This window comes from Massilia aquatica, assembly GCF_011682045.1.
Taxonomy (GTDB): Bacteria; Pseudomonadota; Gammaproteobacteria; order Burkholderiales; family Burkholderiaceae_D; genus Telluria_A; species Telluria_A aquatica.
On sequence record NZ_VVIW01000030.1, the window covers coordinates 35,556 to 62,361 of the forward strand.

General features: G+C 65.8%; 18 protein-coding genes. 8 read left to right on the top strand and 10 right to left on the bottom strand.

All coding sequences use genetic code 11. The features are described from left to right. Window positions 1-20 precede the first annotated feature (20 nt). Window positions 21-3,779, bottom strand: coding sequence for an AAA family ATPase (locus F1609_RS29940; RefSeq protein WP_167080889.1), 3,759 nt, complete (start codon window positions 3,777-3,779; stop codon window positions 21-23). Next, a complete protein-coding gene (locus F1609_RS29945; protein ID WP_167080891.1) occupies window positions 3,776-5,047 on the bottom strand; it encodes an exonuclease SbcCD subunit D C-terminal domain-containing protein in 1,272 nt (423 codons plus the stop codon). The genes F1609_RS29940 and F1609_RS29945 overlap by 4 nt, the downstream gene beginning before the upstream one ends. Before the next feature lie 190 nt (window positions 5,048-5,237). Between F1609_RS29945 and F1609_RS29950 the strand changes: the two genes are divergently transcribed. Further along, complete coding sequence (locus F1609_RS29950; protein ID WP_167080893.1) at window positions 5,238-7,925, top strand: ankyrin repeat domain-containing protein; 2,688 nt, start codon at window positions 5,238-5,240, stop codon at window positions 7,923-7,925. A 132-nt stretch (window positions 7,926-8,057) separates the two neighbouring features. Here the strand turns inward: F1609_RS29950 and F1609_RS29955 are convergent, their stop codons facing one another. The 4 genes from F1609_RS29955 to F1609_RS29970 all read right to left on the bottom strand — a co-directional run bounded on the left by F1609_RS29955 (window position 8,058) and on the right by F1609_RS29970 (window position 9,498). Next, window positions 8,058-8,489, bottom strand: a complete 432-nt coding sequence (locus tag F1609_RS29955; protein ID WP_167080894.1) for a PIN domain-containing protein — start codon at window positions 8,487-8,489, stop codon at window positions 8,058-8,060. Next, window positions 8,444-9,004, bottom strand: a complete 561-nt coding sequence (locus tag F1609_RS29960) for a hypothetical protein (protein WP_167080896.1) — start codon at window positions 9,002-9,004, stop codon at window positions 8,444-8,446. The genes F1609_RS29955 and F1609_RS29960 overlap by 46 nt, the downstream gene beginning before the upstream one ends. Window positions 9,005-9,094: 90 nt before the next feature. Then, window positions 9,095-9,256 carry a hypothetical protein gene (locus tag F1609_RS29965; RefSeq protein WP_167080898.1) on the bottom strand — a complete coding sequence of 54 codons (162 nt, stop codon included), beginning with the start codon at window positions 9,254-9,256 and terminating at the stop codon, window positions 9,095-9,097. 41 nt (window positions 9,257-9,297) lie between these two features. Then, complete coding sequence (locus F1609_RS29970; protein ID WP_167080900.1) at window positions 9,298-9,498, bottom strand: SPRY domain-containing protein; 201 nt, start codon at window positions 9,496-9,498, stop codon at window positions 9,298-9,300. A 26-nt stretch (window positions 9,499-9,524) separates the two neighbouring features. Between F1609_RS29970 and F1609_RS29975 the strand changes: the two genes are divergently transcribed. Beyond that, window positions 9,525-10,103, top strand: a complete 579-nt coding sequence (locus F1609_RS29975; RefSeq protein ID WP_167080902.1) for a metallophosphoesterase family protein — start codon at window positions 9,525-9,527, stop codon at window positions 10,101-10,103. Here the strand turns inward: F1609_RS29975 and F1609_RS29980 are convergent. Beyond that, on the bottom strand, window positions 9,995-12,970 hold the full coding sequence (locus F1609_RS29980; protein ID WP_229422141.1) for a PAS domain S-box protein: 2,976 nt from the start codon (window positions 12,968-12,970) through the stop codon (window positions 9,995-9,997). The two genes, F1609_RS29975 and F1609_RS29980, sit on opposite strands and share 109 nt — an antisense overlap. A gap of 406 nt (window positions 12,971-13,376) precedes the next feature. On the opposite strand from F1609_RS29980, the gene F1609_RS29985 reads away from it, so the two are divergent. The 5 genes from F1609_RS29985 to yiaA all read left to right on the top strand — a co-directional run bounded on the left by F1609_RS29985 (window position 13,377) and on the right by yiaA (window position 18,018). After that, entirely contained in the window at window positions 13,377-13,991 is a 615-nt protein-coding gene (locus tag F1609_RS29985) for a hypothetical protein (RefSeq protein ID WP_167080910.1), read from the top strand. 171 nt (window positions 13,992-14,162) lie between these two features. Next, a complete protein-coding gene (locus F1609_RS35145; RefSeq protein ID WP_167080912.1) occupies window positions 14,163-16,733 on the top strand; it encodes a DUF349 domain-containing protein in 2,571 nt (856 codons plus the stop codon). Beyond that, on the top strand, window positions 16,730-17,188 hold the full coding sequence (gene moaE / locus F1609_RS29995; RefSeq protein WP_167080914.1) for a molybdopterin synthase catalytic subunit MoaE: 459 nt from the start codon (window positions 16,730-16,732) through the stop codon (window positions 17,186-17,188). The genes F1609_RS35145 and moaE overlap by 4 nt, the downstream gene beginning before the upstream one ends. Beyond that, window positions 17,185-17,559 (top strand): fluoride efflux transporter CrcB, encoded by a 375-nt coding sequence (gene crcB, locus F1609_RS30000; RefSeq protein ID WP_167080916.1) that lies wholly within the window; start codon window positions 17,185-17,187, stop codon window positions 17,557-17,559. The genes moaE and crcB overlap by 4 nt, the downstream gene beginning before the upstream one ends. 21 nt (window positions 17,560-17,580) lie before the next feature. Beyond that, a complete protein-coding gene (yiaA, locus tag F1609_RS30005) occupies window positions 17,581-18,018 on the top strand; it encodes an inner membrane protein YiaA (RefSeq protein WP_167080918.1) in 438 nt (145 codons plus the stop codon). Window positions 18,019-18,066: 48 nt separating this feature from the next. Here yiaA and pepN read toward each other — a convergent pair whose 3' ends face one another. Next, on the bottom strand, window positions 18,067-20,703 hold the full coding sequence (gene pepN, locus F1609_RS30010; RefSeq protein ID WP_167080920.1) for an aminopeptidase N: 2,637 nt from the start codon (window positions 20,701-20,703) through the stop codon (window positions 18,067-18,069). 137 nt (window positions 20,704-20,840) lie between these two features. On the opposite strand from pepN, the gene clpB reads away from it, so the two are divergent. After that, the gene (clpB, locus tag F1609_RS30015) at window positions 20,841-23,435 is read left to right on the top strand and encodes an ATP-dependent chaperone ClpB (RefSeq protein WP_167080922.1); all 2,595 of its coding nucleotides are present in this window, start codon (window positions 20,841-20,843) and stop codon (window positions 23,433-23,435) included. A 54-nt stretch (window positions 23,436-23,489) separates the two neighbouring features. Here the strand turns inward: clpB and F1609_RS30020 are convergent, their stop codons facing one another. Together F1609_RS30020 and F1609_RS30025 are read right to left on the bottom strand one after the other, a co-directional pair. Then, on the bottom strand, window positions 23,490-24,542 hold the full coding sequence (locus F1609_RS30020; RefSeq protein ID WP_167080924.1) for an NF038122 family metalloprotease: 1,053 nt from the start codon (window positions 24,540-24,542) through the stop codon (window positions 23,490-23,492). A 297-nt stretch (window positions 24,543-24,839) separates the two neighbouring features. Next, window positions 24,840-26,729: a response regulator gene (locus F1609_RS30025; RefSeq protein WP_167080926.1), complete on the bottom strand. Its 1,890-nt coding sequence runs from the start codon at window positions 26,727-26,729 to the stop codon at window positions 24,840-24,842. Between the last annotated feature and the right edge of the window lie 77 nt (window positions 26,730-26,806).

The window sequence follows — 26,806 nt, forward strand, 5'->3', positions numbered from 1 at the left end:
TCCCGCCGCCGTAAACAGGCTTACTGGACGGTCACGGTACTGGTGCCGCCGCCGTTTGGCTGCACCAGGATGCGCGTGGCGATGCGCTCGGTCATCTCCTGGACGTGCGAGATCACGCCGACCTTGCGGCCCATCGACTGCAAGCCGTCCAGCGCATCCATCGCCACCCGCAGCGTTTCGCTATCGAGGCTGCCGAAGCCCTCGTCGATGAACAGCGACTCGACCCGCACCCGGTTCGACGACAGCGACGCCAGTCCCAGCGCCAGCGCCAGCGACACCAGGAACGATTCGCCGCCCGAGAGCGAATTGACCGAGCGCACCTCGCCGCCCATGTCCTGGTCGCGCACCATCAGCCCGAGCGACGGCCCGGCGGCGTTGACCACGCGTTCGAGCCGATAGCGTTTGGCCAGGTGAGTGAGGTGGCTGTTGGCATACCCGAGCAGTACATCGAGCGTGAACTGCTGCGCGTAGTTGCGGAACTTCTTGCCGTCGGCCGAGCCGATCAACTCGTTCATCTTGCCCCAGCGCCGCTCGCGCAACTGCTGTTCCTCGATCTGCGCCATGCTTGATGCCGCCTGCGTGCGCCGCACGTCGTCCTGTGCGATCTGCAGGCGCAGCGCGGCGGCGGCGTCGGCGGCGGTCGCGCGTTCGGCGAGCAGTTCGTCCAGCGCCTGCACCAGCAAGGCTTCGCTGGCGGCCGGATCGTCGCCTTCCACCTGCTGCTGGTGCTGCTCGTGCAGTTCGCGCTGGGCGCGCCGCTCGGCCAGCACCGCTTGCGCGTTGGCGCTGCGCTCGTCGATCGCCTGCAAGGCTGCGCGCTCCTGCGCGATGACGCCGGCGTCCTGCGCCAGCAGGTCGGCCAGGTGCGCGCCATCGGTCACGCTCTCCAGCGCAGGATGGCGATCTGCGTAGCTGGCCAGCCAGTGCGCCAGGCGCTCTTTGACCTGCTGCTTGCCGGTCTGCGAAGTGGTGAGCCTGGTGCCGAGCTGCAGCAGCGCTTCGCGCGCGCGCGTTTCGGCCTGCGCTGCGTGGCTGGCGGCGCTGTGCTGCTGATCGAGTGCGGCGCGGGCCGCATCGACCGCACCGCGCAGCTGCGCTTCGATCTCGCGCACTGGCTGCCCGTCCCACAGGGCGGCGCGCTGCGCCTGCATGGCCTGTACCTCGGCGTCGATCCGTACGAAATCAGCGGCGGCGGCCGCGTCGGCCTGGCGCGCGCGTTCCAGCTCGCCGGCCGCCGCCAGGTGGGCCGCTTCCACGGTCACGATCGCGCCGGCGCGGCTGGCATGCAGCGCCGATTGTGTGCGCCATTGCTGCGCCTCGGCGGCGCGCGCGTCGCGAAAGGCCTCGGCATCGCGCTGCCATGCGCTGCGCCAGTCGCCACTGAAGGCGGGGTCGAGTTCGTCCAGCAGTTGCGCCAGGGTGCTGGCGGCGCGGGCGTGCTTGTCCGCCAGCGCCGCATGGCGCGCATTGGCTTCGGCCAGGGCGGTGCGGCCGGCGCCGGCGGCTTCCTGCAGACGCGCGTGGGCATTGTTGGCGCTATCGCAGGCGCGCTGCGCGGCGTCGCGCGCGCTGGCGGCCGCGCGCGCGGCGCGTTCGCGTTCGTCGAGCTGCTGCGAGTGCTTCTTGAGCGCGGCCGCTTCGCTGACGAACCACGCGCTGCGTCCCATTTCTTCAGGCGCGAGGCTGGCCACGGCGTGCTCGCTCCATGCCGCCTCCGCCTCGGCCAAGGTGGCTTCGAGCAGCTCGTGCTCGCGCACGCTGGCGTCGAGCTGCTCGCCGGCCGCCGCCGCGAGCGCGCGTTCGGTGGCCTGGGCCGACAGGTTCTCTTGCAGCGCGGCGCGGCAGGCGGCGACTTCGGCGCGCAGGCTGTCCAGCATGGCGCGCAGGCCCGCATCCTGATGCTGATACGGGTGCTCGGCGCTGCCGCACACGGGGCAGGGCTGGCCGTCATCGAGATTGGCGCGCAGGTTGACGATGCTGTCGGCGCAGGCCAGTTCGGCGATCTTGAGCGAGCGCTCGGCCTGGGCCAGCGCCGCGTCGAGCGCGCCGGCGCCAGCCACGTGCGCGGCCAGGGCGTTATCGGCGGCCTCGATCGCGCTGCGCGCACGCGCCGCATTGGCGCTGGCCTGGCGCAGGCGCTCGCGTGTTGCGTTCAAGCCGGTCCAGATCTTCTCGGCCTCGACCAGGCTGTCGCGGTGCCGGTCGAGCGCTGTGCGTTCGGCGCGCAGCTGGTCGGCATCAAAAGCGTCGAGCGCGGTGATGGCTTGCTGGCGCGTGGTCTCCAACCCTTGCAGTTGCTGGGTCGATTGCGCCAGCGCGTCGGCGCTGCGCGCTTCGGTGTCGGCGGCGGCCAGCATGGCCTGCTGCGCCGCTTCCAGGCCGGCGCTGCTGGCGCTGTGTTGCGCCGCCGCCTGCGCGGCTTGGGCGAACAGCGTGTCCCAGCGCGGCCACGCGGCGGCCAGCACTTCCCAGTCGCTCTGGCGCACCAGCCAGTCGGCGCCTTGCTGGTGGGCGCTGCGCAGCGCGGCCAGCTCGGCGGCTTTCGATTGCAGTGCGGCGCCGGCGTTGGCGGCATCGCGCGCGGCGTGCTCGCGCACCTGCGCCGCCTTGGCGTGCGGCGGTGTGAGGGCCGCGATGCTGGCGTCGAAGGCCTTGGCCTGGTCCAGCTGCGGCGCGGCCGCGCGCAGCGCCTGTTCCTGGTCGTGCAGGGCGGCGCTGGCGCCGGCCAGGGCGACGATGGCGCCTTGCTGCATGTCCTGGGCGCGTTGCAGCTGGTCGCCGCTGGCGGCCAGCGCCTGGTCGAGGGCGGCGATGTCGGCGTCGAGCCGGGCCTGTTCGGCCAGCAGCGCGCGCGCCGGTTGCAGCGCGTCGAGCGTGGCGAGGTGGCGGCGGCGCGCTTCGGCTTGTTGCGACTCGGCGCGGGCGCTGGCCAGGGTTTCCTCGGCCAGCAGTTCGTTGCGGCGCAGGCGCGCGCGCTCCTGGTGCCAGCGCAGCTGGTGCTCGAGCAGGGCCTTGCGCTGGTCGAGCGCCGCCAGGGCGCTGTCGGCGGCGCCGCTTTGTTGGTCGATCGCGGTGCGCAGCTCGGCGGGCAGCGGCGCCTGGTCGGCCAGGCGCGCGCTCAAGCGTTTCAATTCCTCCTGCTCTTTTCTGAAACGCTCGAAGGCGCGCTTCGAAATGGCGGTGTAGATGGCGCTTCCGGTGAGCGTCTCAAGCAGTTCGCCACGGTCGTTGTCTTCGGTTTTGAGGAAGGCTGAAAACTCGTTCTGCGCCAGCAGCACGGCGCGCGTGAACTGGTCGAACGAGAGCCCGATGCATTTGACGATCTCGTCGAGGACCTCGGTCTTGGTGCCGCCTAAGGGAATCAGGCCGGGCAGCTTGTGCAGGCTCATTGCCGACGGCTGCAGGGCGCCGCCGGACTTGCCGCGCGAGCGCCGCACGCTCCAGCGCGCGCGGTAGCGCAACTGGTCGTTACCGACGAAATCGACTTCGGACCAGGCTTCGCCGGCGCCGCGCCGCAGCAGGGTACGCGGATCGTGGGCCGATACGGTGTCGTCGCCGACGTCCGGCAGCAAGCTGCTGTTGCGGACGATCTTGAGCAGCCGTGGCGTGGCGTTGTACAAGGACAGGCACAGGGCGTCGAGCAGGGTGCTCTTGCCGGCGCCGGTCGGGCCGCTGATGGCGAACAGGCCGGCCGCGGCGAGCGGCTCCTGTTCGAAGTCGACGCAAAATTCGCCGGCCAGCGAAGCGAGGTTCCTGCCGCTGATCTTGAGGATCTTCATGCGTCGTCTCCCAGGGCGCCGGGCAGCATCAGTTCCGCGAATGCGCTGAGCTGGTCGGGCGGCGCCTCGTCGCCGAACTTCTGGCGATACAGGCGGCGAAAAATATCGTCCGGCTGGATCTGCGCCAACTGTTCAAGCGAGAGCACCGTGCCCGCTTCGCCCGCGCCATTGTGCTTGCGGGTCGGTTCGATTTTCGCCAGGCGCACCGGTTTGCCGGCGATGGCCGCTTCGACCCGGCCGCGCAGGCCCGGTTCGGGCGCGTCCAGCAGCACCCGCACTTCCAGAAAGGGCTGGGCCACCAGCGGCAGGTCGTCCAGTTCGAGCGCGCCGAGTGCGGCCAGCGCTTCTTCCAGCGGCGCCGGCTTGGATGGCACGCGCAGCAGGTCAACCGCGCGCGGCACCGGCAGCGCGTCGACGGTCACAGCGCCGTCATGCAGGTCGATGCGCAGGATCTGGTGCTGGTAGGCGATTTCGGAAAACGACAGGGGCAGCGGACTGCCGCTGTAGCGTACCTGCTCCTTCTGGGCGACGCGCTGCGCCAGGTGCAGGTGGCCGAGCGCGGCGTAGGCGATGGCGGGGTCGAAGATCGCCGCCGGCAGCGCTTCGGTGCCGCCGATCACGATGCGGCGTTCGGAGTCGAGCGAGGCCTGGCCGTCGACCATGTGGCAGTGCCCCATGGCGACCACCACCTGGCCGTTTTCGCAGCGCGCTTTGGCCAGCGCGAACACCTGCTGGTAGAGCAGGGCGATGCCGTTCAGGTAGGGGTCCGGCGGCGGCGCGTCCGATGCTGGCGCGGCCGCGTCAGGCGGGGGCAGGCGCGGCACGTCGCCCGGGCGCAGGAAGGGAATGGCGATGCACCACGCGGCCACCGCGCCGGTGGCGTCGTGCAACGGCACGATCAGGCGTTCCAGGTCGATCTCGCCGTCGCGCCGGCGCGCCACGTGGCCGACCACGGTGGTGCCGTAGGCTTCGAGCAGCGGCGCGGGCGCTTCCAGGCGGCCGGGCGAATCGTGGTTGCCGGCGATGATGACGATGTCGAGCGATGGGGCGCGCCTGCGGGCCTGCTGCAAAAAGCGGTACAACTGCTTTTGCGAGGCGGCGGAAGGATTGGCCGTGTCGAACACGTCTCCGGCGACCAGCAGCGCGTCGGGGCACTCCAGCACGATGGTGTCGAGCAGCCAGTCGAGAAAACACTGGTGCTCGTAGGTGCGGTCGTGATTGTGGAGAGTCTGGCCGAGATGCCAGTCGGACGTGTGCAGCAGGCGCATAGGATCGTTGAAGCGAGAGAGAGGCGCTCAATATAGCGCAAGTTGGCGGCGCACGACCGGGGCCGGCGCAGGGCGGCGGCCAACCAGGTGCTGGCCGGCATGGTTTATGCGGTCTTCCTGATAATCTGGAAAATTTATTTGTCTTTTGGCATAATTAATAACATATCAATGAATTCGACAGGCCAACCGCATGCATTCTCCTTTGTTTCTCCGTGAACAACTCAAAACCGCCATTGCGGCCGGCGACCTGACGGACGTCGCGGCCATGGTGGATGAGTGCAAGCAAGCCGGCGTGCGGCGTTTTGCCGCCGTGTTCGCGCCAGACGACTCCGACGATGGTTCCAGCCTGCCCCTGTTCGAGGCGGTACGTACCGGGCAGGGCGCCATTGTCGGCCTGTTGCTTGAGCAGGGGTGTGACCTGGAGCAGCGCGACAAGATCGGCGCCACCCCGCTGCACCAGGCCTACAGCGCCAGACAAGTGTCGATTGCCGCGCAGTTGATCGCGGCGGGTGCGGATATCCGCGCCACCACCAAACTGGGCACGCGGGTGCTCGACACGGTGCTCGCCAGCGGCAACATGGAGCAGGTCGACTGGTTCGTGCGGCAGGGCGTGGCGCTCGCCTCGGTGAACGAGAAAGGCAACACGGCGCTGCATTTCGCCTGCAGATCCGGCAATATCGAGCTGGCCATGCGCATCCACGAGCGCTGCGGCGTCGCCTTCGACCGCGCCGCCCGGGACGGGCGCCGTCCCCTCGACGCTTGCAGCAGCTATGCCTTGTTTGCCGCGATCTTGCAGCGCTATCCCGCCATCGCGCTCGATATCGGCTTCGAGGACGGCAGCTGTTCGCTGCATGGATTCGCCAGGCGCGGCTGCACCGACATCGTGTGCCACCTGCTTGATGCGGGGTGCGATGCCGACCAGTTGGTTGCGTACAAAAATACCTTGATGCATTCCGCAGTCGCATCGCACAAGGCCGATCTGGTGCAGGAATTGCTGCGGCGCAAATTGAAGGTGGAGGGCCGCAATACGCTCAATTACCGGCCTTTGCATTGGGCCGCGCAACAGGGCGACCTGGACATCGTCAAGCTGCTGGTGGAGCAGGGTGGCGCCAAGGTCAATATCAAAGGCAACCTCAATTTCATCATCCGTGAAACCAAGACGCCGCTGTACATGGCGATCAATGAGGGCTATCCCGACGTTGCCCGTTACCTGGTCGAGCGCGGCGCCGACCTGAACGCCCTGAACGACCAGGCGAACCGGACTGCTGCCTACGCGGCCGCCGGCCAGGGCGACAGCGCGCTGCTGCGCTATTTGCTCGAACGCGGCGCATCGCCGAACGGGGTCAACCGCGATCCGGATTGCGCACGAGGCGATTTCTCTTCCTTTCCATTGGCGAACGCAGCCAACGCGGAGGTGGTCGATGTGTTGGTCGAATTCGGCGTCGACCTGAACGCGCGCAATTCGAGCTTCATGCGGCCCGAAAGCGCCCTGCGTTGCCTGGTCGGCCGCATCGAAAAAAAGGATCTGGAATCGGAACGGGGGCGTGGGCGACTCGGTGCGATCGAAGCGCTGCTGCGCCATGGCGCCAGCCTTTCCGACGGCCTCGGCCAGATTGTCGACGACGCCAGGTGCGTCGAGGTCGCGCGCCTGCTGCGCGCGGCCGAACGGCGCCAGCTTGCCCCGCCTCCCGCATCGGCGCAAGTGGAGGCGGGCGACGCGCACCGCGCCTTCATCATGGACATGGCCAACCTGATGAGCGATGGCCGGCATCAAGAGTGCATGCTGGAGATGGAGACCGAACGGTACCGGACCGGGCTGGGCATCACCCTGTTTGAACAGGCGCTCCGTTGCAGCGAGGTCGATCATCTCGAGATGTTCCTCGAAACGCTGCGCGACGCCGATAGCGGCGACGTCAATTATGCGAGCGCGGACAGTTACCATGATGACGAAACCATCTTGCATCGGGTTCTCGACAGCTTCCGCTGTTACGAGCCGGACGGGGAAGGTGCGCCGATTGCGATGCTGCGCGAATGCGTCAAGCTCCTGCTCGACAAGGGCGCCAATCCGGATGCGGTGGAAACGCTGTACCACGAAACGCCGTACCACAAGGTGGCGAAGATGGCATGCAGCGCGTTCGGCCGCGGTCACGTCAGGGACGATCTCGCCGTACTGGACATTCTCGAGGACTTCAGCGCTGCCGGAGCCGATCCGAACCTGCCCAACGAAGAGGGGGCCAACGTCATCGACTTGCTGCGCCACCCGGCACTGGTGTCATGGATGCGCGCGCATCAGGGCTGCCATGGCGAGTATCCCGCCGCCTTGTTCGATGCGGTCAGCGCCTGCCAGCCGGACCTGCTTGCCGCCCTGATTGGCGACGCCGGCAACTGGCGCGGCCTGAATGCGCATGGCTGCAACCTGTTGGGGTGGTGGGCGATGGACGCGACCGGCGAAGCGGATTGGCCGAATGCCTTGCGTAACCTGGAAATTCTTGAGGGTTACGGTTTTGTCGTCAATGCGGCCATGGAAGATGGCAAGACGGCGCTGTTCCTGGCTTGCCAGCAAGGCGCGCTGTTGCAGGCTGAGTGGCTGTGTTCGCACTATGACTGGGATCTGAACGCGCAGGATGATGGCGGCTGCGTGCCGCTCGCTGCGCTGGTTGCGGCAAGCTGTCCGGAGCGCTACGGTGACGCCATGACGCCGAAGGAATTCCGGGCCAGGCGCGACGCGCTGGCCGTCGCGATGGTCAGACAGGGCGCGCGCCTGGACCTGGCCGATCAGGATGGCGATACGCCGCTGAGCCGGTGCACGACGGTGGCGTTGAGAAACCAATTGGAAAAGGCGGCGCGGGCTGTTGAGAAAGCGGCGCAGAACGCTTAGCGCGGAGCGGCGAGCGGCATTGAGCTAGTCAGCGGGTGCTTGATTCGCGTAGCCGGCTGGTGCTGCCCCGTTGTCGTAGCGTATTGCGCTGCTGCAATCTGCTTGCCTTCGCCGTGGCGTTTCACCAACGCGTCATGGCGGAGGCGGCGGCATTACATTGATTACTTGTACGATCGTGTGTGTTTCCAGTTCATAAGGAATACGGATATTCTGGCCGACAAAGTCTTTTTTGTTACGAGTAATGATCAGCCGTCCCGTTACAGTTGCGGTGGCCTTGATGATCGCATCCAGTAATGGAATTTTCGGCGGCCGACGCATACTTGCGCTGCGAAGCGCCGCAGCCTCGTGCATGATCGCGTGATTGGTCTGGATAACTTCAAATCCCAATTTGATTAAAAAGGCACGTGCGCGAGGCTGCTCCGAGAGGGAAGCTCCCGCAATCAGCTCCATCCACGTGACAGTGCTGATGGCCGGATTGGTGTAATACTCGAGCTCTTGACTGGCTTGAGCAATGCCATTCAACGCGTCGATGACGATATTTGTATCGAATAAGACTGAGGCCATTCAGCCCTCGACTCGATTTGATATTGAAGGCCGTCCTTAGGCGTGTCGTCGCGATCCTTCCAGGCTCCGAACATTTCCTTGAGCGCTGCCGCGCGCTGTTCACGCACGGTTTTCAAGGCATTTTCAGCCGACTCCGGATCCCCTGGCCGATGAGGCGTATCGGGCAACGACACTGACCCGGCATCGCAAGCGCTTGCGTCGATATCAAGGCGCAACTCATCAGTGTCACCTTTGACCCCGATGTCGCAGGTGATCGACATGTGCGACTGCGAAACAGAACTGCCCGTTTCCGTCTCCGGACCGTAGGAATAGCGAATCTGATGGACTTTCCTGTCTTCACCACCATTGACCGTGCCATGCAAGGTCGTCACGTAATTCAGACGAACATGCGTCGAGTAAGATGGCGCCGGCCCTGCGCCTGCCGCCTGATCGCGGATTTTCTCCGGCGTTGTTCCTGAGGGCGAAGAATTCTCCGTGCGCCCGGTATCGCCACTGCTGCCATTTAGTGAGCTCATGCCTTGCCCCCCCCGTTCAATGAGTACTACACCCATTCTGCCCTTAACTGACGTTGGTATTCCACGCCATCTTTCGGAATGTCGTCCCGATCAGCCCATAGACCGAAAATGCCTTTCAAGGCCGCCGGACGCTTGCGTTCCCGCTCTCCTTTTCCCCGGTAGCAAATCCTTTTCGGCAGGGAGTTCTTCAACGGCAAGAATCGTCTTGCTTTCTGTTCCAAGCCCATTCTCTGTTGTGATTGGCAAATTCATCTGTGGCTCCCGGACGTTGGTCTCGCAAAGAAAGTAGGCAATCAGGTGCGACAGAAGTTGGACAGGCGCGCGTCGATCAAGTTCCCGCCCCACGACATCGTCGCGCAGTGCGCTTCCTGGCCCTGGGCGACGCCGGCGAAGGCAACCGTGCCCAGTTCGCCAACGGCAAGGCCATGGCGGCCCGGTGTGCGCGCAAGGGCTGCGACTTCGTGATCTATCTGGGCGACAATTTCTACGGGCAAGGCATCACCCGCCCCGACGATCCCCAGTGCCAGCAAAATTCGCATTGCCCTACGCAGGCCTCGACCTGCCGTTCTACGCTATGCCGGGCAACCACGATTACGGCGATCCGCCCCTCGATTACTGGAAGCCGCAGTTCCAGATCGCCTACACCTGGCGCCCGGCGCGCTGGCTATTTCTGGAGCAACATGGAAGATCGTTCAACGGCGAGCACGGCAATGCGGGCAACTATGAACGCTGCGGCAACTTTTGCCCGGAGATCATCAACGGCGCGTCCCTCAAGCGCCTGTTCGAAGACGTCATCTGCGGCAACGCCGACATCGTCCTCAGCGCTCACGACCACAAACTGCAATGGCCGATGGCACGCTGCGGCACGGAATTCATCGTCTCCGGCGCCGGCTCGAAAACCGCGCAACTGGTCGGACGCGATGCCAAGTCAGTAAGCGTTATTCGATCTGGGCAAGCCACTGTCCGCAAAGGCGCGGGCTGTACGCTTGCTCAGGCCGCCGCGCGCCAGGTATTGCGCCCGGCCTGCTTGGCCTGGTACAGCTGCATGTCGGCCTGCTGCAGCAGCGCGTCCGGATCCGGGGCGCCGCCGCTGAAATAGGCCAGCCCGATGCTGGCCGAGACCGACACCGTCACCATGCCCAGCTCGAACGGCGCCTGCATCGCGCTCACGATCTTGGCCGCGATCGCCTGCGCGTCTTCCGGGCGCGCCAGCTTTTCCATGATGATGGTGAATTCGTCGCCGCCCAGGCGCGCCACCGTGTCGCTGGCGCGCAGGGTCTGCGTCAGGCGCGCCGAAAACGCCTTGAGCAGGGCGTCGCCCACATGGTGGCCATGGGTGTCGTTGACCGGCTTGAAATGGTCGATGTCCATGTACATCAGCGCCATCAACTGGTCCTCGTCGGCGCTCTCGCGCATGGCCACGCTCAGTTTGAGCAGAAAGCCGGCGCGGTTGGCCAGCCCGGTGAGCGCGTCGACCTGGGCCAGCTTGAGCAGGCGTTTCTTCTCGCGCTTTTGCGAGGTGATGTCCTGGCGCATGACGTGAAAGCCGACCACCGTCGCGCCGTCCTCGCCCAGTTGCGGAATGTAGGTCACTTCCAGCGCGCGCTCGCTGCCTTCGACGCCGTCGTGTTCCTCGAAGACCAGGGTCTCGCCCCCCAGCGCGCGCAGGATGTACGGTTCGAGCGTGGCGTAACGCTGTTCGCCGACGGTCTGGCGCACCGTCATGCCGGGCACCTGGGCGCCGCCGCGGCTGAACTCGCGGTCGTAGGCCAGGTTGTGGAAGCGGTACACCTGTGCCGCGTCGATGTAGGCCACCATGGCCGGCAAGGTGTCGGCGATGGTGCGCAGGCGCGCCTCGCTTTCGCGCAGCGCCATCTCGGCTTCGCGCAGGGTGGTGATGTCGTCGATGGTGCCCACAAAACCTTCGATGCGATCGCCAATGCGCACCGCCGCCACCTTGAGCGAACCCCATACCAGGCTGCCGTCCGGATGCAGGCAGCGCACCACTTTCTTGAATGGCTCGGTGGTCCTGCGCTGGTGCTGGAAAATGGTATCGAGGCTGTCGCGCTCTTCGGGCAGCAGCGCCTCTTTCCAGCCGCTGCCGAGCGCCTGCTCGCGGGTCAGGCCGGTGATGGTTTCGAACATGCGGTTGACGTAGGTGCAGTGGCCGCGCAGGTCGGCGCGGATCAGGCCGAGCGGGGAGGCGTTGGTGATAGCGGTCAGCTGCGCTTCGCTGTTGCGCAGGTTCTGGTCCTGCTCATGGCGCCGCGTCACGTCTTCGGCGATGCATAAAATGTATTCGATGGCGCCGCCGTTGTCGAACAGCGGCACCGACACCGTGTGCAGGTAGCGCAGTTCGCCGTCGGGCCGGCGCAGCGGCTTTTCGGGCAAGTCGATCGCCGCCGGATTGGCCAGCATGGCGCGGTCTTCATCAGGGCTGCACAGGGCGAAATCGGGCGCGAAGGCGGTGCAGTCGGTCTTGCCGATAACGTCATCGGCGGCGTAGCCGGTGGCCGCTTCGGCCGCCTTGTTCCACACCACCATGGTGCCGAAGCTGGCCGCACGCACGCTCTTGACGTAAATGAGCAGCGGCAGGTGTTCGATCAGCGACTGCAAAAAGCCGCGGTTGCCGCTGATTTCGAGTTCGGCCAGCTTGCGCGCGCTGATGTCGCGCCAGCTCACCGCCACGCCGTCGGGCAGCGGTACGATCTGGTGGCGGATCCAGATCGCCCGCTCTCCGGGCGCGCGCAGTTCGACTTCTTCTTCCAGCGGGCGCGATTCGCGCAGCACCTGCGCGTAGCGCGCCAGAAATGGCGGCTCGACCCCGCCCGGCAGCAGCGGCGCAATGCCTTGCCCGGTGATGGCCGCGCGCGTGTGGCCGAACAGGGCCGCGCCCTTGTCGTTGATGTCGGTGACGGTGAAATCGATGACCGCACCGTGCGCGTCGCGGCGCGCCTTGAGGAACATGACGCCATCGAGGCTGCCCTCGGCCGCCGCGCGCGAGGTGGCCTGGGCGTCGCGCGCGGCGCGCATGCTGGCGCGCAGGCGCGCGGCCTGGTGCATCAGCAGCGCCGTGACCAGGGCGATCGCCAGGGTCGCGCCCAGCGCCATGGTCAGGTAGCGGATGCGGTGGCGCTCGAATTTTTCCATCGCGGCGCGCTCGGTGACGCCGACCACCGCCACCAGCGCGTAGCGGTCCATGTCGCTGTAGCTGTAGATGCGCGCGACGCGGTCCGGCGGCGCGCTGGGCACCAGTTCGTCCGATCCCTTGCTGCGCGCGCGAAAACCCAGGCGTTCGCCCGTGAACAGGCGCTCGCCCACGCGTCCGATGCTCAGTCTGGCCTCGTGCGCCCACAGGAACAGGGCCGCTTCGTCGTCGACGTTGACGCGGTCGTAGTCGTCGACGAAATACAGCGGGTCGATCATGATCACGATGGCGCCGGCGAAGCGGCCGGCGCCATCGTTCAGGCGGCGCGCGACCTGGATCATCCATTTGCCGCTGCGCGGCTCGACCACCGGGGTGGAGAACCGGGGCGCGTCGCCGGCGCCGCTGGCGAGCGCCTGGAACCAAGCCGGGCTGGCGGCAGCGGCATGGAAACCGTTGGCGCTGTCGAGAATGGCGCCGTCGCGCCCGACGACGGCCATCGGCAGGTTGAGCTTGGCCGGCAGCACGCTGTCGAGCAGGCCGTTGCGCTGGCTGAATTCGGCCAGGCGCAGGGCGCCATCGGTTTCCTCGAACTTGAGCTTGAACAATTGGGTCGCGTGGTCGCTCTGGCGCAGGATGTGGCTGACGTGCTCCGACAGCACGCGCGCCAGCGCCTGGCTGCCGAGTACCGCGTCGTGATGCGCGGCCTCGCGCTCGACGCGCAGGTGGTGGAACAGGGTGATCCACATCGACGCCACCAGCGCCAGCGCGAAGCACGGGAGCAGCAAGACCCGGAACAGGCGCCTGGCTGAGCGGCGCAATGCGCTGGTGGAAGGAATAGGCGTCCCCCTGATAGTGGAGTGGCATCAAATCACATGGTGCAAGCGCAACTGCTTGAAATGGGGCGGCACGCTAACTTACATTCTGCGCGCAAATACAAGCGGTGTGCTTGGCACACTCAAAAAAATCTTGGGAGCAAGAACAAAGCGTGGCTTTTCGTTACTAAATCCCCCGCGCCACGTTGCGACGTGCCGACAAGAAACCAGCTGATGACGCGCGCCTTGCGCTAGATCAAACGGATAGTGTCGGCGTTCTTTACACTGGTTTCTCCGGGCTGATGCAAGAGTTCATAAAAAACAACTTCAGGGGCGATTCTCCAAGCCTGCCTGAACACGCCACGCTGCCAGCGTCCGGATCTTGCCTATGCGGGTCTTCTGAGGAGAACGAATGTTAACGGCGACATATACCCTGGTTGCACTGTCTGTCGAGCAAGCGAATATTCGCAAGCAAGTGCTGACCTTGCAAAAGATGCTACATGCGGCCTTCGCGCACCAGAATGCGTTGGCCGCCGGGCAGGTAAGCGCCGCATGCGAGATGGTCAAACGCCTGTACGAAAACTGCCACTGGCGCAAGATCGACATGTTCCTGATGCCGGCCATCCGCAAGGCCAGTCCGGCCGCCGACCGCCTGCTGCTCGACCTGGAAGAACTGGGACGGGCCGCCGCCGATGCGGTTGGCGTGCTGGTGGTGCGCCTGGGCGTGACCGCGCTCGACACCTATGCCAGCGTGGCCCAGTTCTGCGCCGCGCTCGAAGCGTTTTGCAGCGCCACGCTCAAGCGCCTCGAGCGCGAGGAAAAAGAACTGTTCCCGGTGGCGCGGGCGGTGATTTCCGGCGAGGCGTGGTTTTCAATCGCCAACGAAATGCTGGTACACGATGCGTACGAGCAAGAACGCAAGCCCTCGCGCCAGGCCGTCGGTACGGCCGGATACGGGCTTGAGCGCGGGTCAGCCCGTACCGACGAGGCGGGCCGGCGCCGCTTCGCCACCCATCCGGCTCACTGACGGCCGGGCGCTCCACCAGCGGCGTATGCAGCGCAACAATGCTGCGGCGCGTGGCTTGCAACCGTGGTTGCCGATGCCACCCGTCGTATCGGCAGTGAATACTCTATCCGATCGCGTGCTTTCCTCGCCATTCTTGCTATCATGGTGGTTTTGAATGGTTGATATCACGTCATGTTCGAATTCCTTTTCAAGCGACCGGCCGACAAGTCCGACACCCCTGCCGGGAAGTCCGCGCAGGCGAGCCCGAATCCGGCGCCGCAGCCCTCGCAGACCAGCGTGCTGCGTGCCCAGCAGGCCGAAAAGGTAGCCGGGTTGAAAGGCGATGAAGCCGCCGCCGTCGAGTTCATCCTGCAATCCGATTTTTCCGAGCTGCGCCTGGCTGCCGCCGAGCACGTCCATACAGCCGCCCAGCTCGAAAAAGTCCACGCCGCCATGCGCAACACCGACCGCCGCGTCGCCAAGCTCATGCAGTCGCGCCTGGACGCGCTGCGCCACCACCAGGCCGAGCTTGGGCGCGGGCAAGCCTGCATCGACCAGGCCCAGGCCCTGCTCAAGGACGACAAACTCTCGCCCAACCAGGTGGCCGACCTCGACCGCCGCTGGTCGGTGATCGCCGCGCCCGAACTGGCCGAGCAGTTCAACGCCATCCGCGCCCAGCTGGCCCAGCGCCTTGAAGCGCAGGTCACCTTGCAGCGTGCCATGATCGACAGCCTGAGCGCTTTGCGCGCCCTGGGCACCAGCGGCCTGCGCGCCGCGGAACTGGGCGAACGCCTGGAACAGATGGCGCAGGCGCAGGCCGCCGCCCTGGCCGCGCCGGAACACGCCTCGCTGCCGCGCAGCCTGACCAACGAATTCGCGTCCGAGCACGCGCGCCTCACGGCCACGCTCGGCGCGCTCGAACAAGGGCAGTCGGCCGTGATCGCGCGCGAAACCGCGCTGGCCGAATGGCGTGCCACGCCGCCCGGCGCGTTCAACCAGGAGCAGCTTAAAAAAGCCTGGCAGCAGTTGCCGGCGGCTCCGGCGGCCGAAGCGGCCGACTTGCAGCAGCGCTTCGAGGAACTGCTTGCCCTGGTGCCGGCGCCGGTCGCCGCACCTGGCAAGCCGGCCAGAGAGCCGCGCAAGAACGCCCCCGCGCAAGCGCCCGACCAGCATTTCCTCGACGCGCTCGACGCCATGGAAGCGGCCCTGCAGCAAGGTTCGCTCGGCAGCGCGGCCGAGATGGACAAGATCCTCAAGGACAGCAAGGGCACGCGCCTCACCCCGGCTTTGTCGGACCGCCTGGCGCATGCGCGCGCCGAACTCAAACGTCTGTCGGACTGGGCGCGCTGGGGTGGCAACGTCTCGCGCGAAGAACTGATCAAGGCGGTCGAGCAGTTGACCACGCAAAAACTGGCGATGAGCGAACTGGCCAAAAAGGTCGGCAGCATGCGCGAACGCTGGAAGGCGCTCGATACCTTGTCGGGCGCCGCGCCCAAGAGCCTGTGGGAGCGCTTTGACGCCGCCTGCAGCGCCGCCTACGCGCCGGCCGCCGCCCACTTCAAGCACCTGGCCGACGAGCGCCACACCAACGCGGCCAAGGCGCAAGCCTTGATCGCCGAGGCGGCGCAAGAAACCGCCAAGCTGGCCGAAGGCGAGAGCGTCGACTGGAAGCACATGGCCGCCACCGTGCAGCGCATGCGCATGGCGTGGAGCCACCTGGGCGCGATCGACCGCAAGGAAAAGAAGCGCCTCGACCACGAATTCACCGATGCGCTCAACACCTTGCAGGCGCCACTGGAACAGCAGCGCAAGAACGAGGTGGCCGAACGCGAAGCGATGATCGCCCAGGTGGCCGCGCTCGACGCGCATGACCGCCACGCCCTCGACACCCTGCGCGCCTTGCAGGAACGCTGGCAGGAACACGCCAGAGCGCTGCCGCTCGAACGCAAGTCGGAGCAGGCCCTGTGGCAGAAATTTCGCGCCGCCTGCGACGCCGTCTTCGCGCGCCGGAAAGAAAGCGCCAACGCCGCCGACGCCGAACGGCGCAGCCACCAGGAAGCCAAGGACGCCATCAGCGCGCGCCTGGAACTGGCCGCCGGCGAGCCTGACGCCGCCGCCAACGCCGCCAGATTGCTGCGCGAAGCGGGGGCCGAATGGAACGCCATCGGCGCCGTCCCGCGCGCCAACGAAGCGAAGGTCGAGAAACGCTACCATGCCGCCATCGCCGCGTTGCAGCACCATGTCGATGCCGCCAAACGCGACGCCAGCCGTGCCCAGGCCAGCGCGCTGCGCGACAAGCTGCGTCTGTGCCAGGAACTCGAAGCGGCGGTTGCCGCCGGCGGCGAGCAGGCCGACAGTATCGACAGTAGCGACTGGGCCGCGCGCTGGAGCGCCTTGCCGGCGCTGGACGCCAACCACGACCGCACGCTCAAGGCGCGCATGGATGCGGCGCTTGCGGCGCTGGCCGCGCGTGGCGAGGGCCGCGCCGCGTTTGCCGCGCTGCTCGAGAACAACCGCGCACCGCTGCTGCACGAAATCCTGCGCCTCGAAATCGCGGCCGGCATCGACAGCGGCAGCGAATTCGCGCGCGAGCGCCTGAAACTGCAGGTCGAGACCTTGCAGTCCTCGCTCAAGTCCGGGCAAAAGCCGGGCAACCAGGCGGCCCAGTTCCTGCAGCTGTGCGCCATGCCGGCGCTGGTGGACGACCGCACCGCCTCGCGCATCGAACACCTGTTCACGCGCATTGCCAGGGACGGCAAATGATGGCGGTGCGGGTCCAGACCGCCGACTTCGACCTGAGCACCGAAATGGCCGCCCTGCGCGCGCAGGATGCGCGCATCGGCGCGCTCGTCAGTTTTGTCGGCACGGTGCGCGACATGAACGACGGCGCCAGCGTGGCCGCGATGGAGCTCGAACATTATCCGGGCATGACCGAACAGGCGCTGGAAAAAATCGTGGCAGAGGCTTGCGAGCGCTGGCCCCTGTACGGCGCGCTGGTGGTGCACCGGGTCGGGCCGCTCGCGCCGCTCGACCAGATCGTGCTGGTGGCGTGCACCGCCGCGCACCGGGGCGAAGCGTTTGCGGCCTGCGAATTCATCATCGACTACCTCAAGACCGACGCCCCGTTCTGGAAAAAAGAGCAAACGCCCGATGGCGCGCGCTGGGTCGACGCGCGCGTGAGCGACGACGCCGCGCTGGCCAAGTGGGCCGCCGTGTGAACTTTGTCGCCGTCGGCGTGGGCGCCGCGCTGGGCGCGTGGCTGCGCTGGGCTCTGGGATTGTGGATGGGCGCCTGGCACCCGAAGCTGCAACTCGGCACCCTGGCCGTGAACCTGGCCGGCGGCTATCTGATCGGCGTGGCGCTGGGATTTTTTGGGGCGCACCCGCAGCTGCCGCCGGAATGGCGCCTGTTCGCGGTGACCGGTTTCCTGGGCGGCCTGACCACGTTTTCCACCTTTTCCGGCGAGGCCATGGCGCTGCTCGAACGCGGCGACTATGGCTGGGCGCTGGCGCATTCGTCCCTGCACCTGGCCGGATCGATTATCTGCTGTATCGCCGGCCATGCCAGCTGGCGCGCTTTATCCACGTGATGTCAAACCAAGGAGAATTCAATGTCCAAGCACCTGCCGCAACGTCCTACCACCGCCTTTGTCGGCGCCTCCTGGGCGGCGCTGGTCGTCGGCGCCGGTACTTACCTCATCGGGCTGTGGAACTCGACGATGCAGCTCAATGAGCGCGGTTACTACTTCACCTTGCTGATGTACGGGCTGTTCGCCGCCGTGTCGCTGCAAAAGTCGGTGCGCGACCGCCTCGAAGGCGTGAAGGTGACGGGCATTTACTTTACGCTGTGCTGGGTGTCGCTGCTGCTGTCGGTGGCGCTGCTGACCGTGGGCCTGTTGAACGCGTCCCTGGTGCTGAGCGAAAAAGGCTTTTTTGCGATGTCGTTCGTCCTGAGCCTGTTCGCGGCGGTGGCGGTGCAGAAGAACGTGCGCGACGTCGCCGTGTCGCAGGACGCGGGCGGCGGCTACGTCGATTCGGGCAAGGAATAAGCCACACTGACCGGGCCGCCGCGGCCCGGTCAGCCTGTCACTGTCCCGTCACTCCTGCGGGAACTTCATCGCCTTCCTCACCGCCAGGCAGCGCCGGTCGTTTTCATGCTGGTCGCGCAGCGCGCGCATGGTCCCCTCCGATAATCCCTTCAACTCCTTGGCGGCCCTGGCCAGGCGCGCCACGCTGGCCGGCGTGCAGTCCTTCGGTATCAGGGTCGCGGCAAAGCTGCGCATGTAGACCGGGCCGGCGGCCTTGTCCAGCGCCGGCAACTGGCGCAGGCGTTCGGCCGCGCTCATTTCGCTCAGGACGCGCTGCCCGGCCGGGTACAGGTTTTCCATCGCCGTGCGCACGCGCGAAAACGGCAGCGTGGTTTTCTGGTCCATGATCGTGGCCAGCCACTGGCGCTTGACGGCGGCGTCGGGCCGGATCACGGTGGCGCGCAGCGCGGCGGCCTGGCCGGCGTCGGAATTGTCGCGCGCCTGTTCGGCCGCGATGAGCGCCACGCTGCCCGAGTAACCTGCGCGGCTGAGCGCTTCGATGATCTTCCAGCGCAGGTCCTGGTCGACCGGCACGGCTTCAAGCACCGTGGCGCCGTCCAGGATGGACACCAGCCGCTCTTGCGCTTGCACGGTGGTGGCCGCGTCCAGGTAGGCGTCCATCCAGCGGTGCGTGAAGTTGGCGTTGCCCTTGCTCGCTTCGACCCCGCGCCACATCATCGCTTCGAGCGCGGCGATGGTTTTTTGCGTGTAGCGCGGCGGCGCGTGCATCACGTCGATGTAGTACTTGGCGCCGGCCACCTTGGCCAGCACGTCGCCGAGCAGGTTGTAGTTCTTTTCTTGCGGGGCGTTGGCCAGCGCGGTCTGGATGAAGCTATCGAGCGGCAGTTCGCCATCGCGCACGCCGTCCCACAGGCTTTGCCACATCATCGCGCGCAGCAGCGGTTCATCGATGGCGCCCAGGTGCGCGCCGGCCGAGGCGAACGAGCGCTTGTCCAGCTTGACCTTGACGTAGCCCCAGTCCTGGTAGTTCGGATACACCAGGTCGGGGCAGGCGCTGCCCACCAGTTCGGGCACGCCGGTGGTGGCGCCCTTGTACGTGACGGCGACGGTTTTTCCCGCAGCGAGCTTGCCGGCGTCGAGCACGAAGGTGGCCACCTGCACGCGCTGTTCGCGCAGGGTCGGCAGCGCGGCCGGGGCGCTCTGGCGCAGGCTGAAGCTGGCGATCTTGCCGGCGCTGCAGCGGTACTCGGCCGCCAGCGTGTTCACGCCGGCCTTGTACAGCCACTGCTGCGTCCACGGCTTGAGATCGCGCCCGGCGGCGTCGCCCAGGCTGCCGATGAAGTCGTCCAACTGCGCATTCTTGTACTGGTACTTGACCAGGTAGTTATGCACGCCCTTGCGGAATACTTCTTCGCCCAGCAGATGGCGCAGCTGCTTGAGGGTGGAGGCGCCTTTCGAGTAAGTGATCGCATCGATGTTATCGAACGCGTTGGCGGTCGACGCCACCGGCACCTCGATCGGGTGCGTGGCCGGGCTCTGGTCCTGTACGTAGGCCTGCTGCTTGCCTTCGGCATAGAAGGTTTGCCAGGCGCCGGTAAATTCGGTCGACTCCGCCGTCGCCATGGTCGCCATGAAGGAGGCGAAGCTTTCGTTGAGCCACAGGCCGTTCCACCATTTCATGGTCACCAGGTCGCCGAACCACTGGTGCGCCATTTCGTGCAGGATGACTTCGGCCAGGGTTTCGCGCTGGGCCTCGGTCATGGCCGCCTTGTACAGGAAGCCGTTTTCGGCGAAGGTCACCGCACCCGCGTTTTCCATCGCGCCGTACAGGAAGTCGGGCACCAGCACCTGGTCGTACTTGTCGAACTGGTAGGGAATGCCGAAGTAGTTGTCGAAGTAGGCCAGGCCCTGGCTGGTGTACTTGAACCAGTCGGCGGGCGAGACTTGGGCGGCGACCGACTGGCGCGCCAGCAGGCGCATCGGATACTTGCCGCTGTTGTCTTCCCAGACCTTGTACGGGCCTGCGTGCATCGAGAAATTGTAGGCCGAGAGCTGCCTGGTGGCGGGGAAGGTCCAGCGCCGCGTGGCGCCGCGTTCTTCGATGGCGCTTTCGCGCCTGGTCGAGACCACCTGCCAGTCGGCCGGCGCGGTCACCGTCAGCTGGTAGGTCGCTTTCAGGTCGGGCTGGTCGAACAGGGCGAACATCTGCTGCGCCGCCGCCGGCTCGAAGTGCGAGTAGGTGTAGACCTTGCCGTCGACCGGGTCGCGCATGCGGTGCAAGCCTTCGCCATTGGTGCTGTGGGCGCGCTGGTAATTCACGGTGATGCTGTTGCGCCCCACCTTGAGGTCGCGCGCGGCGATCGTGATGTAGGCCTTGTTGTACTGCGGCGTGACCGCCACGCCGTTGACGGTGAGGCTGGCGATGGTGGCCTTGTCCAGGTCCACCGTGATCGGCGCGCGCGTGTCGGCCAGGTCGAACTGCAAGGTGCTGGCGCCGCTGAAGGTCTCGGCGCCGCTCAAGGTGAAGTCGAGCACATAGGCCACGTTGGCGATGCGTTTCGATCTGGCCGCGGCGTCGGCCTGGGTCAGCGCGTCGGCGCGCACCGGCGCGGGAGCGGGGGCGGCTGTGCAGGCGGCGCCGGCCAGGAGGAGGGCGCCCAGGGCGCTGAATCGGGAAATAGACAAGGCGGCAGTCCAATAAAGGTTTCAAGGGTGCAAGAATATCATGGGCAATGCGTTGGTCACGCGGCTGCGCCTTGAAAACGGCGGCCGTGGCCCAATCTTTCAATCAAGTTAATCACACTTTTATGTGGAGCTCGACCATGCGCCAAGACAAAATGACCACCAAGCTGCAGGAAGCGCTGTCCGATGCGCAAAGCCTCGCGGTGGGCAATGACAACCAGTATATCGAACCGGTCCACCTGCTGTCGGCCCTGTTGAACCAGGACGACGGCGCCGCGCGCTCGCTGCTGCAGCGCGCCGGCGTGAACGTGGGCAGCCTGACCACGGCCCTGCGCAGTTCTCTGGAGCGCCTGCCGAAAGTATCGGGCAACGGCGGCCAGGTGCAGGCGGGGCGCGAGTTCGTGGGCGTGCTTAATCTGGCCGACAAGGAAGCGCAAAAGCGCGGCGACCAGTTCCTGTCCAGCGAAATGGTGCTGCTGGCGCTGACCGAAGACAAGTCCGACGCCGGCACTCTGGCGCGCGAGAGCGGCTTGACGCGCAAGGCGCTCGAAACGGCGGTCCAGGCCGTGCGCGGCGGCGAAGGCGTCAAATCAGCCGACGCCGAAGGCCAGCGCGAATCGCTCAAAAAGTACACGCTCGACCTGACCGAGCGCGCCCGCCTGGGCAAGCTCGATCCGGTGATCGGGCGCGATGACGAAATCCGGCGCGCCATCCAGGTGCTGCAACGGCGTACCAAAAACAATCCGGTGCTGATCGGCGAGCCTGGCGTGGGCAAGACCGCCATCGTCGAAGGCCTGGCGCAGCGCATCATCAACGGCGAGGTACCCGATTCGCTCAAGGGCAAGCGCGTGCTCTCGCTCGACATGGCGGCCCTGCTGGCGGGCGCCAAGTTCCGTGGCGAGTTCGAGGAACGCCTCAAGTCGGTGCTCAAGGAACTGGCGCAGGATGAAGGCCAGACCATCGTCTTCATCGACGAGATGCACACCATGGTCGGCGCCGGCAAGGCCGAAGGCGCCATGGACGCGGGCAATATGCTCAAGCCCGCGCTGGCACGCGGCGAACTGCATTGCGTCGGCGCCACCACGCTCGACGAATACCGCAAGTACATCGAGAAGGATGCCGCGCTGGAGCGCCGCTTCCAGAAGATTCTGGTGGACGAGCCGAGCGTGGAGGCGACCATCGCCATCCTGCGCGGCCTGCAAGACAAATACGAGCTGCATCACAAGGTCGAAATCACCGATGCGGCCATCATCGCGGCGGCCGAACTGTCGCACCGCTACATCACCGACCGCTTTTTGCCGGACAAGGCGATCGACCTGATCGACGAAGCGGCATCGAAGATCAAGATCGAGATCGATTCCAAGCCGGAGGTGATGGACAAGCTGGAACGCCGCATCATCCAGCTGAAAATCGAACGCGAAGCGGTCAAGAAGGAAAAGGACGACGCCTCGCGCAAGCGCCTCGACCTGATCGACGACGAAATCGCGCGCCTGGAACGCGAGTACAACGATTTCGAGGAGATCCTCAAGTCCGAGAAGGCGATCGTGCAGGGCACCACGCACATCAAGGAAGAAATCGAGCGCGTGCGCTTGCAGATGGAAGAAGCGACCCGCAGCAGCAACTGGCAGAAGGTCTCTGAACTCCAGTACGGCAAGCTGCCCGAACTCGAAGCGCAGCTCAAGCACGCCGAAGCCGACAACGGCAAGGCTGCCGAAAGCGCCAAACCGAAGCTGCTGCGCACCCAGGTCGGCGCCGAAGAAATCGCCGAAGTGGTCTCGCGCGCGACCGGCATTCCGGTCTCGCGCATGATGCAGGGCGAGCGTGACAAGCTGCTGCACATCGAAGAAAAGCTGCACGAGCGCGTGGTGGGGCAGGACGAGGCGATTGTCGCCGTGGCGGACGCCATCCGGCGTTCGCGCGCGGGCCTGTCGGACCCGAACCGGCCGTACGGCTCCTTCATGTTCCTCGGCCCCACCGGCGTCGGCAAGACCGAGTTGTGCAAGGCGCTGGCGGGCTTCCTGTTCGATACCGAGGAATCGATGATCCGCATCGACATGAGCGAATTCATGGAGAAGCATTCGGTGGCCCGCCTGATCGGCGCGCCGCCGGGCTATGTGGGCTACGACGAAGGCGGTTACCTGACCGAGGCGGTGCGGCGCAAACCGTACAGCGTGATCCTGCTCGATGAAGTCGAAAAAGCGCACGGCGACGTGTTCAACGTGCTGTTGCAGGTGCTCGACGACGGCCGCATGACGGACGGGCAGGGGCGCACGGTGGACTTCAAGAACACGGTGATCGTGATGACCTCGAACCTCGGGTCGCACAAGATCCAGTCGATGGACAGCGACGATCCGGGCGTGGTCAAGCTGGCGGTGATGGCGGAGGTGCGCTCGCACTTCCGGCCGGAGTTCGTCAACCGGATCGACGAGATCGTGGTGTTCCATGCGCTCGACGAGAAGAACATCGGCGCCATCGCCAAGATCCAGCTCAAGCACCTGGAACAGCGCCTGGCCAAGATGGAGATGACGCTCGACGTCTCCGACGAAGCCTTGCAGAAGATCGCGGAGGCGGGCTACGACCCGGTGTATGGCGCGCGGCCGCTCAAGCGCGCGATCCAGCAGCAGATTGAAAATCCGCTGTCGAAGCTGATTTTGTCGGGACGCTTCGGACCGAAGGACACCATTCCGGTGCGGGTCAAGGGTGGCAGTCTGACGTTCGAATCGTTCGGGGAATAAAAGCTGGCGCAGGCGGGCACCTTGCCCGCCTGCGCCACGCAGGTCACATCACGATCAGCGCTTGCGGCGCAGGCCGACCAGGCCGGCCAGGCCAAGCATGAACAGCGCCAGCGCGCCCGGCTCCGGAACCGCGTTCACGTTCCAGCCGATCACGTCAAAATACTGCAGGTCCAGCGGCGACAGGCCGAGCTTTTCGCCACGGCCGGCGGTTGGGTCGAGCAGGCCCAGGTTCAGGTTATCTTCCCAGTGGCTGGCCTGCTGGCCGTCGCCATACACCGACCCGGTGGAGAAGGTCGCCAGGGTGGTCTGGCATTTATCGAGCGAGAAGAACTTGGTGCGCGTATCGGCCGACCAGTCCAGGTCCGCCGCTTTCTTTTTGCTGTGCGACGAGCAGCGATACAGGTCGCCCGGGGCGATGTAGCTGAACTCCGAGTCGGCATAGTCGCCATCGCGGTTGTAGTCGAGGACATCGACGCCGCTGATGAAGCCGAGCGCGTGGCCGATTTCGTGCGCGGCCACGCCGATGAAATCGTAGGCCTTGCCCTCGACGCCATTATCCGGATCGAAGTCCCAGTCGAACAGGCTGCTGAAATTGATTTCGCCGTCGGAGACATCATCCCTGGCGTCGCTCAGGCCGACCGCGCGCGCGTTGGCGCGGGTCATGCGGATGCTGTTGTTGTTGGCGTCGCAGTTATCGTCCAGGAAGGGCGTGGCGCTGCCGATGCCCGACGGGTTGGTGCCGGTGCCGTTCATGATCACGTTCAGGCAGCTGCTGGCCGACAGGTTCGACACGGCCGTCTTGTCGTTGCCGCTCCAGGCATCCTTGGCCAGCGCGTTGCGGTAGTCGTCGTAACTGAACAGCTCCTGGGTCGAGCCGGTCGAACCAAGCACGCCCGCATCAAGCTCCAGGAAGCCGATGTTCAGGTTGACCTGAACATTATCGTGCAACACATTGGTCCAGCGCGCGGCGGCCGCCTGGAAGCCGGCCAGCGCCAGCGGATCCATGCCGGGGGCCGGGGTGAAGTTGATGACGAGTGCCTGGGCAGAGCCGGCATAAGCGCACAGCAGGACCGGCGCGATCTTCAAGAGACGTTTTAAGGTTTTCATTTCCGCTTTTCAAGGTGTCGCTGATTAGAATCAGACTATTGGTATATTTTTAACCATGCTTGGTGCAATCGGGCATTGCCCGCATGGTTCACTCGTAAAAGCGTATTGTAAAAGCAAGTTTCGCGCCAGAAATTTAAGCCCTTGTTACTAAACATTAAATTTTGAACGAGGGCGGATTTGACAGTTGGAGTGTAAAGATATCCGACAGCGCAGGCTTAGGTGGCGGAAAGAAAAAACCGCCATGCCTGCGTTGGCAGGGATGGCGGTTTTTGATGGAAAGACCGGATGCCGGCCGGGTCAGGTGCGACCCTCGCGCATGAAGCGCTGGATGTGATCGAGCATGACGGCGTCCGAATACGGCTTGCCGAGCAGGACATCGACGCCGGCTTCGGCAGCCTTGACCTGGTAGCTTTCTTCGGCGCTGATCATGATCACGGGAATGTGCGCCGTCAGCGGGTTCTGGCGCACGTGCCTGGTCAGCTCGAAGCCATTCATGCCCGGCATTTCGACGTCGGTGATGAGCACGTCGGGCATGCGCGCGGCGATCTGATTCATCGCGTCGAGGCCGTCTTCGGCCAGCGCTACCTGGAACTGATTGTTGACCAGCAAGCGGTTGGTTTTTACCCGGACCACTTTGGAATCGTCGGCGATCATGACGACGGTCTCGGTGGCGACCTTAGCCTGGTGTACGCGTGCCGGGGCGGCGGGAGCAGCCACCTCGGGCGCGGCAGCGGGGGCGCTGTTTGCAGCGGCCAGGCGTGCTGCCTCGTCGGCGGCGGCGCGTTCGGCTTCCAGGCGCGCTGCTTGTTCCGCAGCGACGCGCTCGGCTTCGGCACGTGCCGCTTGTTCGGCGGCAATGCGCTCGGCTTCGGCACGGGCCGCTTGTTCGGCAACGACGCGTTCGGCTTCGATGCGCGCCGCTTGCTCCGCCGCCACACTTGCCGCTTCTTGCGCTGCAAGGCGTTCGGCTTCAACTCGGGCAGCCTGTTCCGCAGCAAACCGTTCGGCTTCGCGTCGGGCGGCTTCTTCGGCGGCCACGCGTTCAGCTTCCGCTTGCGCGGCAGCGACGCGTGCAGCTTCTTCCGCCGCCGCCTGTTCGGCCAGCAAGCGTGCAGCTTCGGCGTCGGCCAGGCGCTGCGTTTCCACGCGCGCCGCTTCTTCCGCAGCCAGGCGCTCTGCTTCGATGCGCTCGGCTTCGGCCGCAGCGATGCGTTCGGCCTCACGCTGCGCCGCATCGATGGCAGCGATGCGTTCGGCTTCGCGCTGTGCCGCTTCGATGGCGGCGATGCGCTCGGCTTCCAGCTGCGCAGCCTGTTCATCGGCAACACGCTGCGCTTCCAGCTGCGTTGCTTGCTCGTCGGCGATGCGCTGTGCTTCCAGCTGCGCCGCCTGTTCGTCGGCCAGGCGTGCGGCTTCCAATTGCGCCGCCTGTTCGTCGGCCAGGCGTGCGGCTTCCAATTGCGCTGCCAGCTCGTCGGCCAGGCGTTTGGCTTCCAGTTGCGCCGCCTGCTCGTCGGCCAGGCGTGCGGCTTCCAGTTGCGCGGCCTGCTCATCGGCGATGCGCTTCGCTTGCGCCTGCGCGGCCTGCTCATCGGCCAGACGCTGCGCTTCCAGCTGCGCCGCCTGCTCGTCGGCGAGGCGCTGGGCCTCCTGGCGGCCGGCTTCCTCGGCGGCCAGACGTTCCGCTTCCATGCGGGCAATATTGATGGCGGCGATGCGCTCCGCTTCCACGCGCACGGCCGCGTCGAAGGCGGCGCGCGCCGCTTCGGCACGCGCGGCTTCTTCCGCCGCAAGACGCTCTTCTTCGGCGATGCGTTCGGCTTCCAGGCGCTCGGCCTCGGCGCTAGCGAGCCGCTCGGCGTCCAGGCGTACCGCTTCTTCGGCAGCGGCGATGCGCTCGGCGTCGAGGCGGGCGGCCTCGCGCACCTGTTCCAGGCGCGCCTGTTCGGCGGCAGCCATGCGTTCTTCGTCCAGGCGCGCTTGTTCCAGCGCCGCCAGGCGGTTCTGTTCGTCTTGTGAGCGCGCTTCGGCGATCAGGCGGGCCGCTTCGACGCGCGCGGCTTCCTCGGCTGCGTCCTTCTCGGCCTGGATGCGCGCGAAGTTCTTTGCCTGCTCGTTAGCATCGAGCATGCTCGGTTCATCGCGTTGTTGCAGTGCCTTGATTTCGCGTTCGCGCAACTTGTACATCACTACGCGATACCCCACGTAGAGCAACAAAATGATAAAAACGCCTATGCCGACATTGGTTTCGTAACTTGAAGTAA

What these genes read in the sequence shown, in the direction of transcription:
- F1609_RS30025 (WP_167080926.1), bottom strand. Translation starts at nt 26,729, where the DNA reads ATGTACAAGTTGCGCGAACGCGAAATCAAGGCACTGCAACAACGCGAT.
- F1609_RS29960 (WP_167080896.1), bottom strand. Translation starts at nt 9,004, where the DNA reads ATGAGCTCACTAAATGGCAGCAGTGGCGATACCGGGCGCACGGAGAAT.
- F1609_RS29965 (WP_167080898.1), bottom strand. Translation starts at nt 9,256, where the DNA reads ATGAATTTGCCAATCACAACAGAGAATGGGCTTGGAACAGAAAGCAAG.
- F1609_RS30020 (WP_167080924.1), bottom strand. Translation starts at nt 24,542, where the DNA reads ATGAAAACCTTAAAACGTCTCTTGAAGATCGCGCCGGTCCTGCTGTGC.
- moaE (WP_167080914.1), top strand. Translation starts at nt 16,730, where the DNA reads ATGATGGCGGTGCGGGTCCAGACCGCCGACTTCGACCTGAGCACCGAA.
- F1609_RS29950 (WP_167080893.1), top strand. Translation starts at nt 5,238, where the DNA reads ATGCATTCTCCTTTGTTTCTCCGTGAACAACTCAAAACCGCCATTGCG.
- clpB (WP_167080922.1), top strand. Translation starts at nt 20,841, where the DNA reads ATGCGCCAAGACAAAATGACCACCAAGCTGCAGGAAGCGCTGTCCGAT.
- F1609_RS35145 (WP_167080912.1), top strand. Translation starts at nt 14,163, where the DNA reads ATGTTCGAATTCCTTTTCAAGCGACCGGCCGACAAGTCCGACACCCCT.
- F1609_RS29955 (WP_167080894.1), bottom strand. Translation starts at nt 8,489, where the DNA reads ATGGCCTCAGTCTTATTCGATACAAATATCGTCATCGACGCGTTGAAT.
- F1609_RS29940 (WP_167080889.1), bottom strand. Translation starts at nt 3,779, where the DNA reads ATGAAGATCCTCAAGATCAGCGGCAGGAACCTCGCTTCGCTGGCCGGC.
- yiaA (WP_167080918.1), top strand. Translation starts at nt 17,581, where the DNA reads ATGTCCAAGCACCTGCCGCAACGTCCTACCACCGCCTTTGTCGGCGCC.
- F1609_RS29985 (WP_167080910.1), top strand. Translation starts at nt 13,377, where the DNA reads ATGTTAACGGCGACATATACCCTGGTTGCACTGTCTGTCGAGCAAGCG.
- F1609_RS29945 (WP_167080891.1), bottom strand. Translation starts at nt 5,047, where the DNA reads ATGCGCCTGCTGCACACGTCCGACTGGCATCTCGGCCAGACTCTCCAC.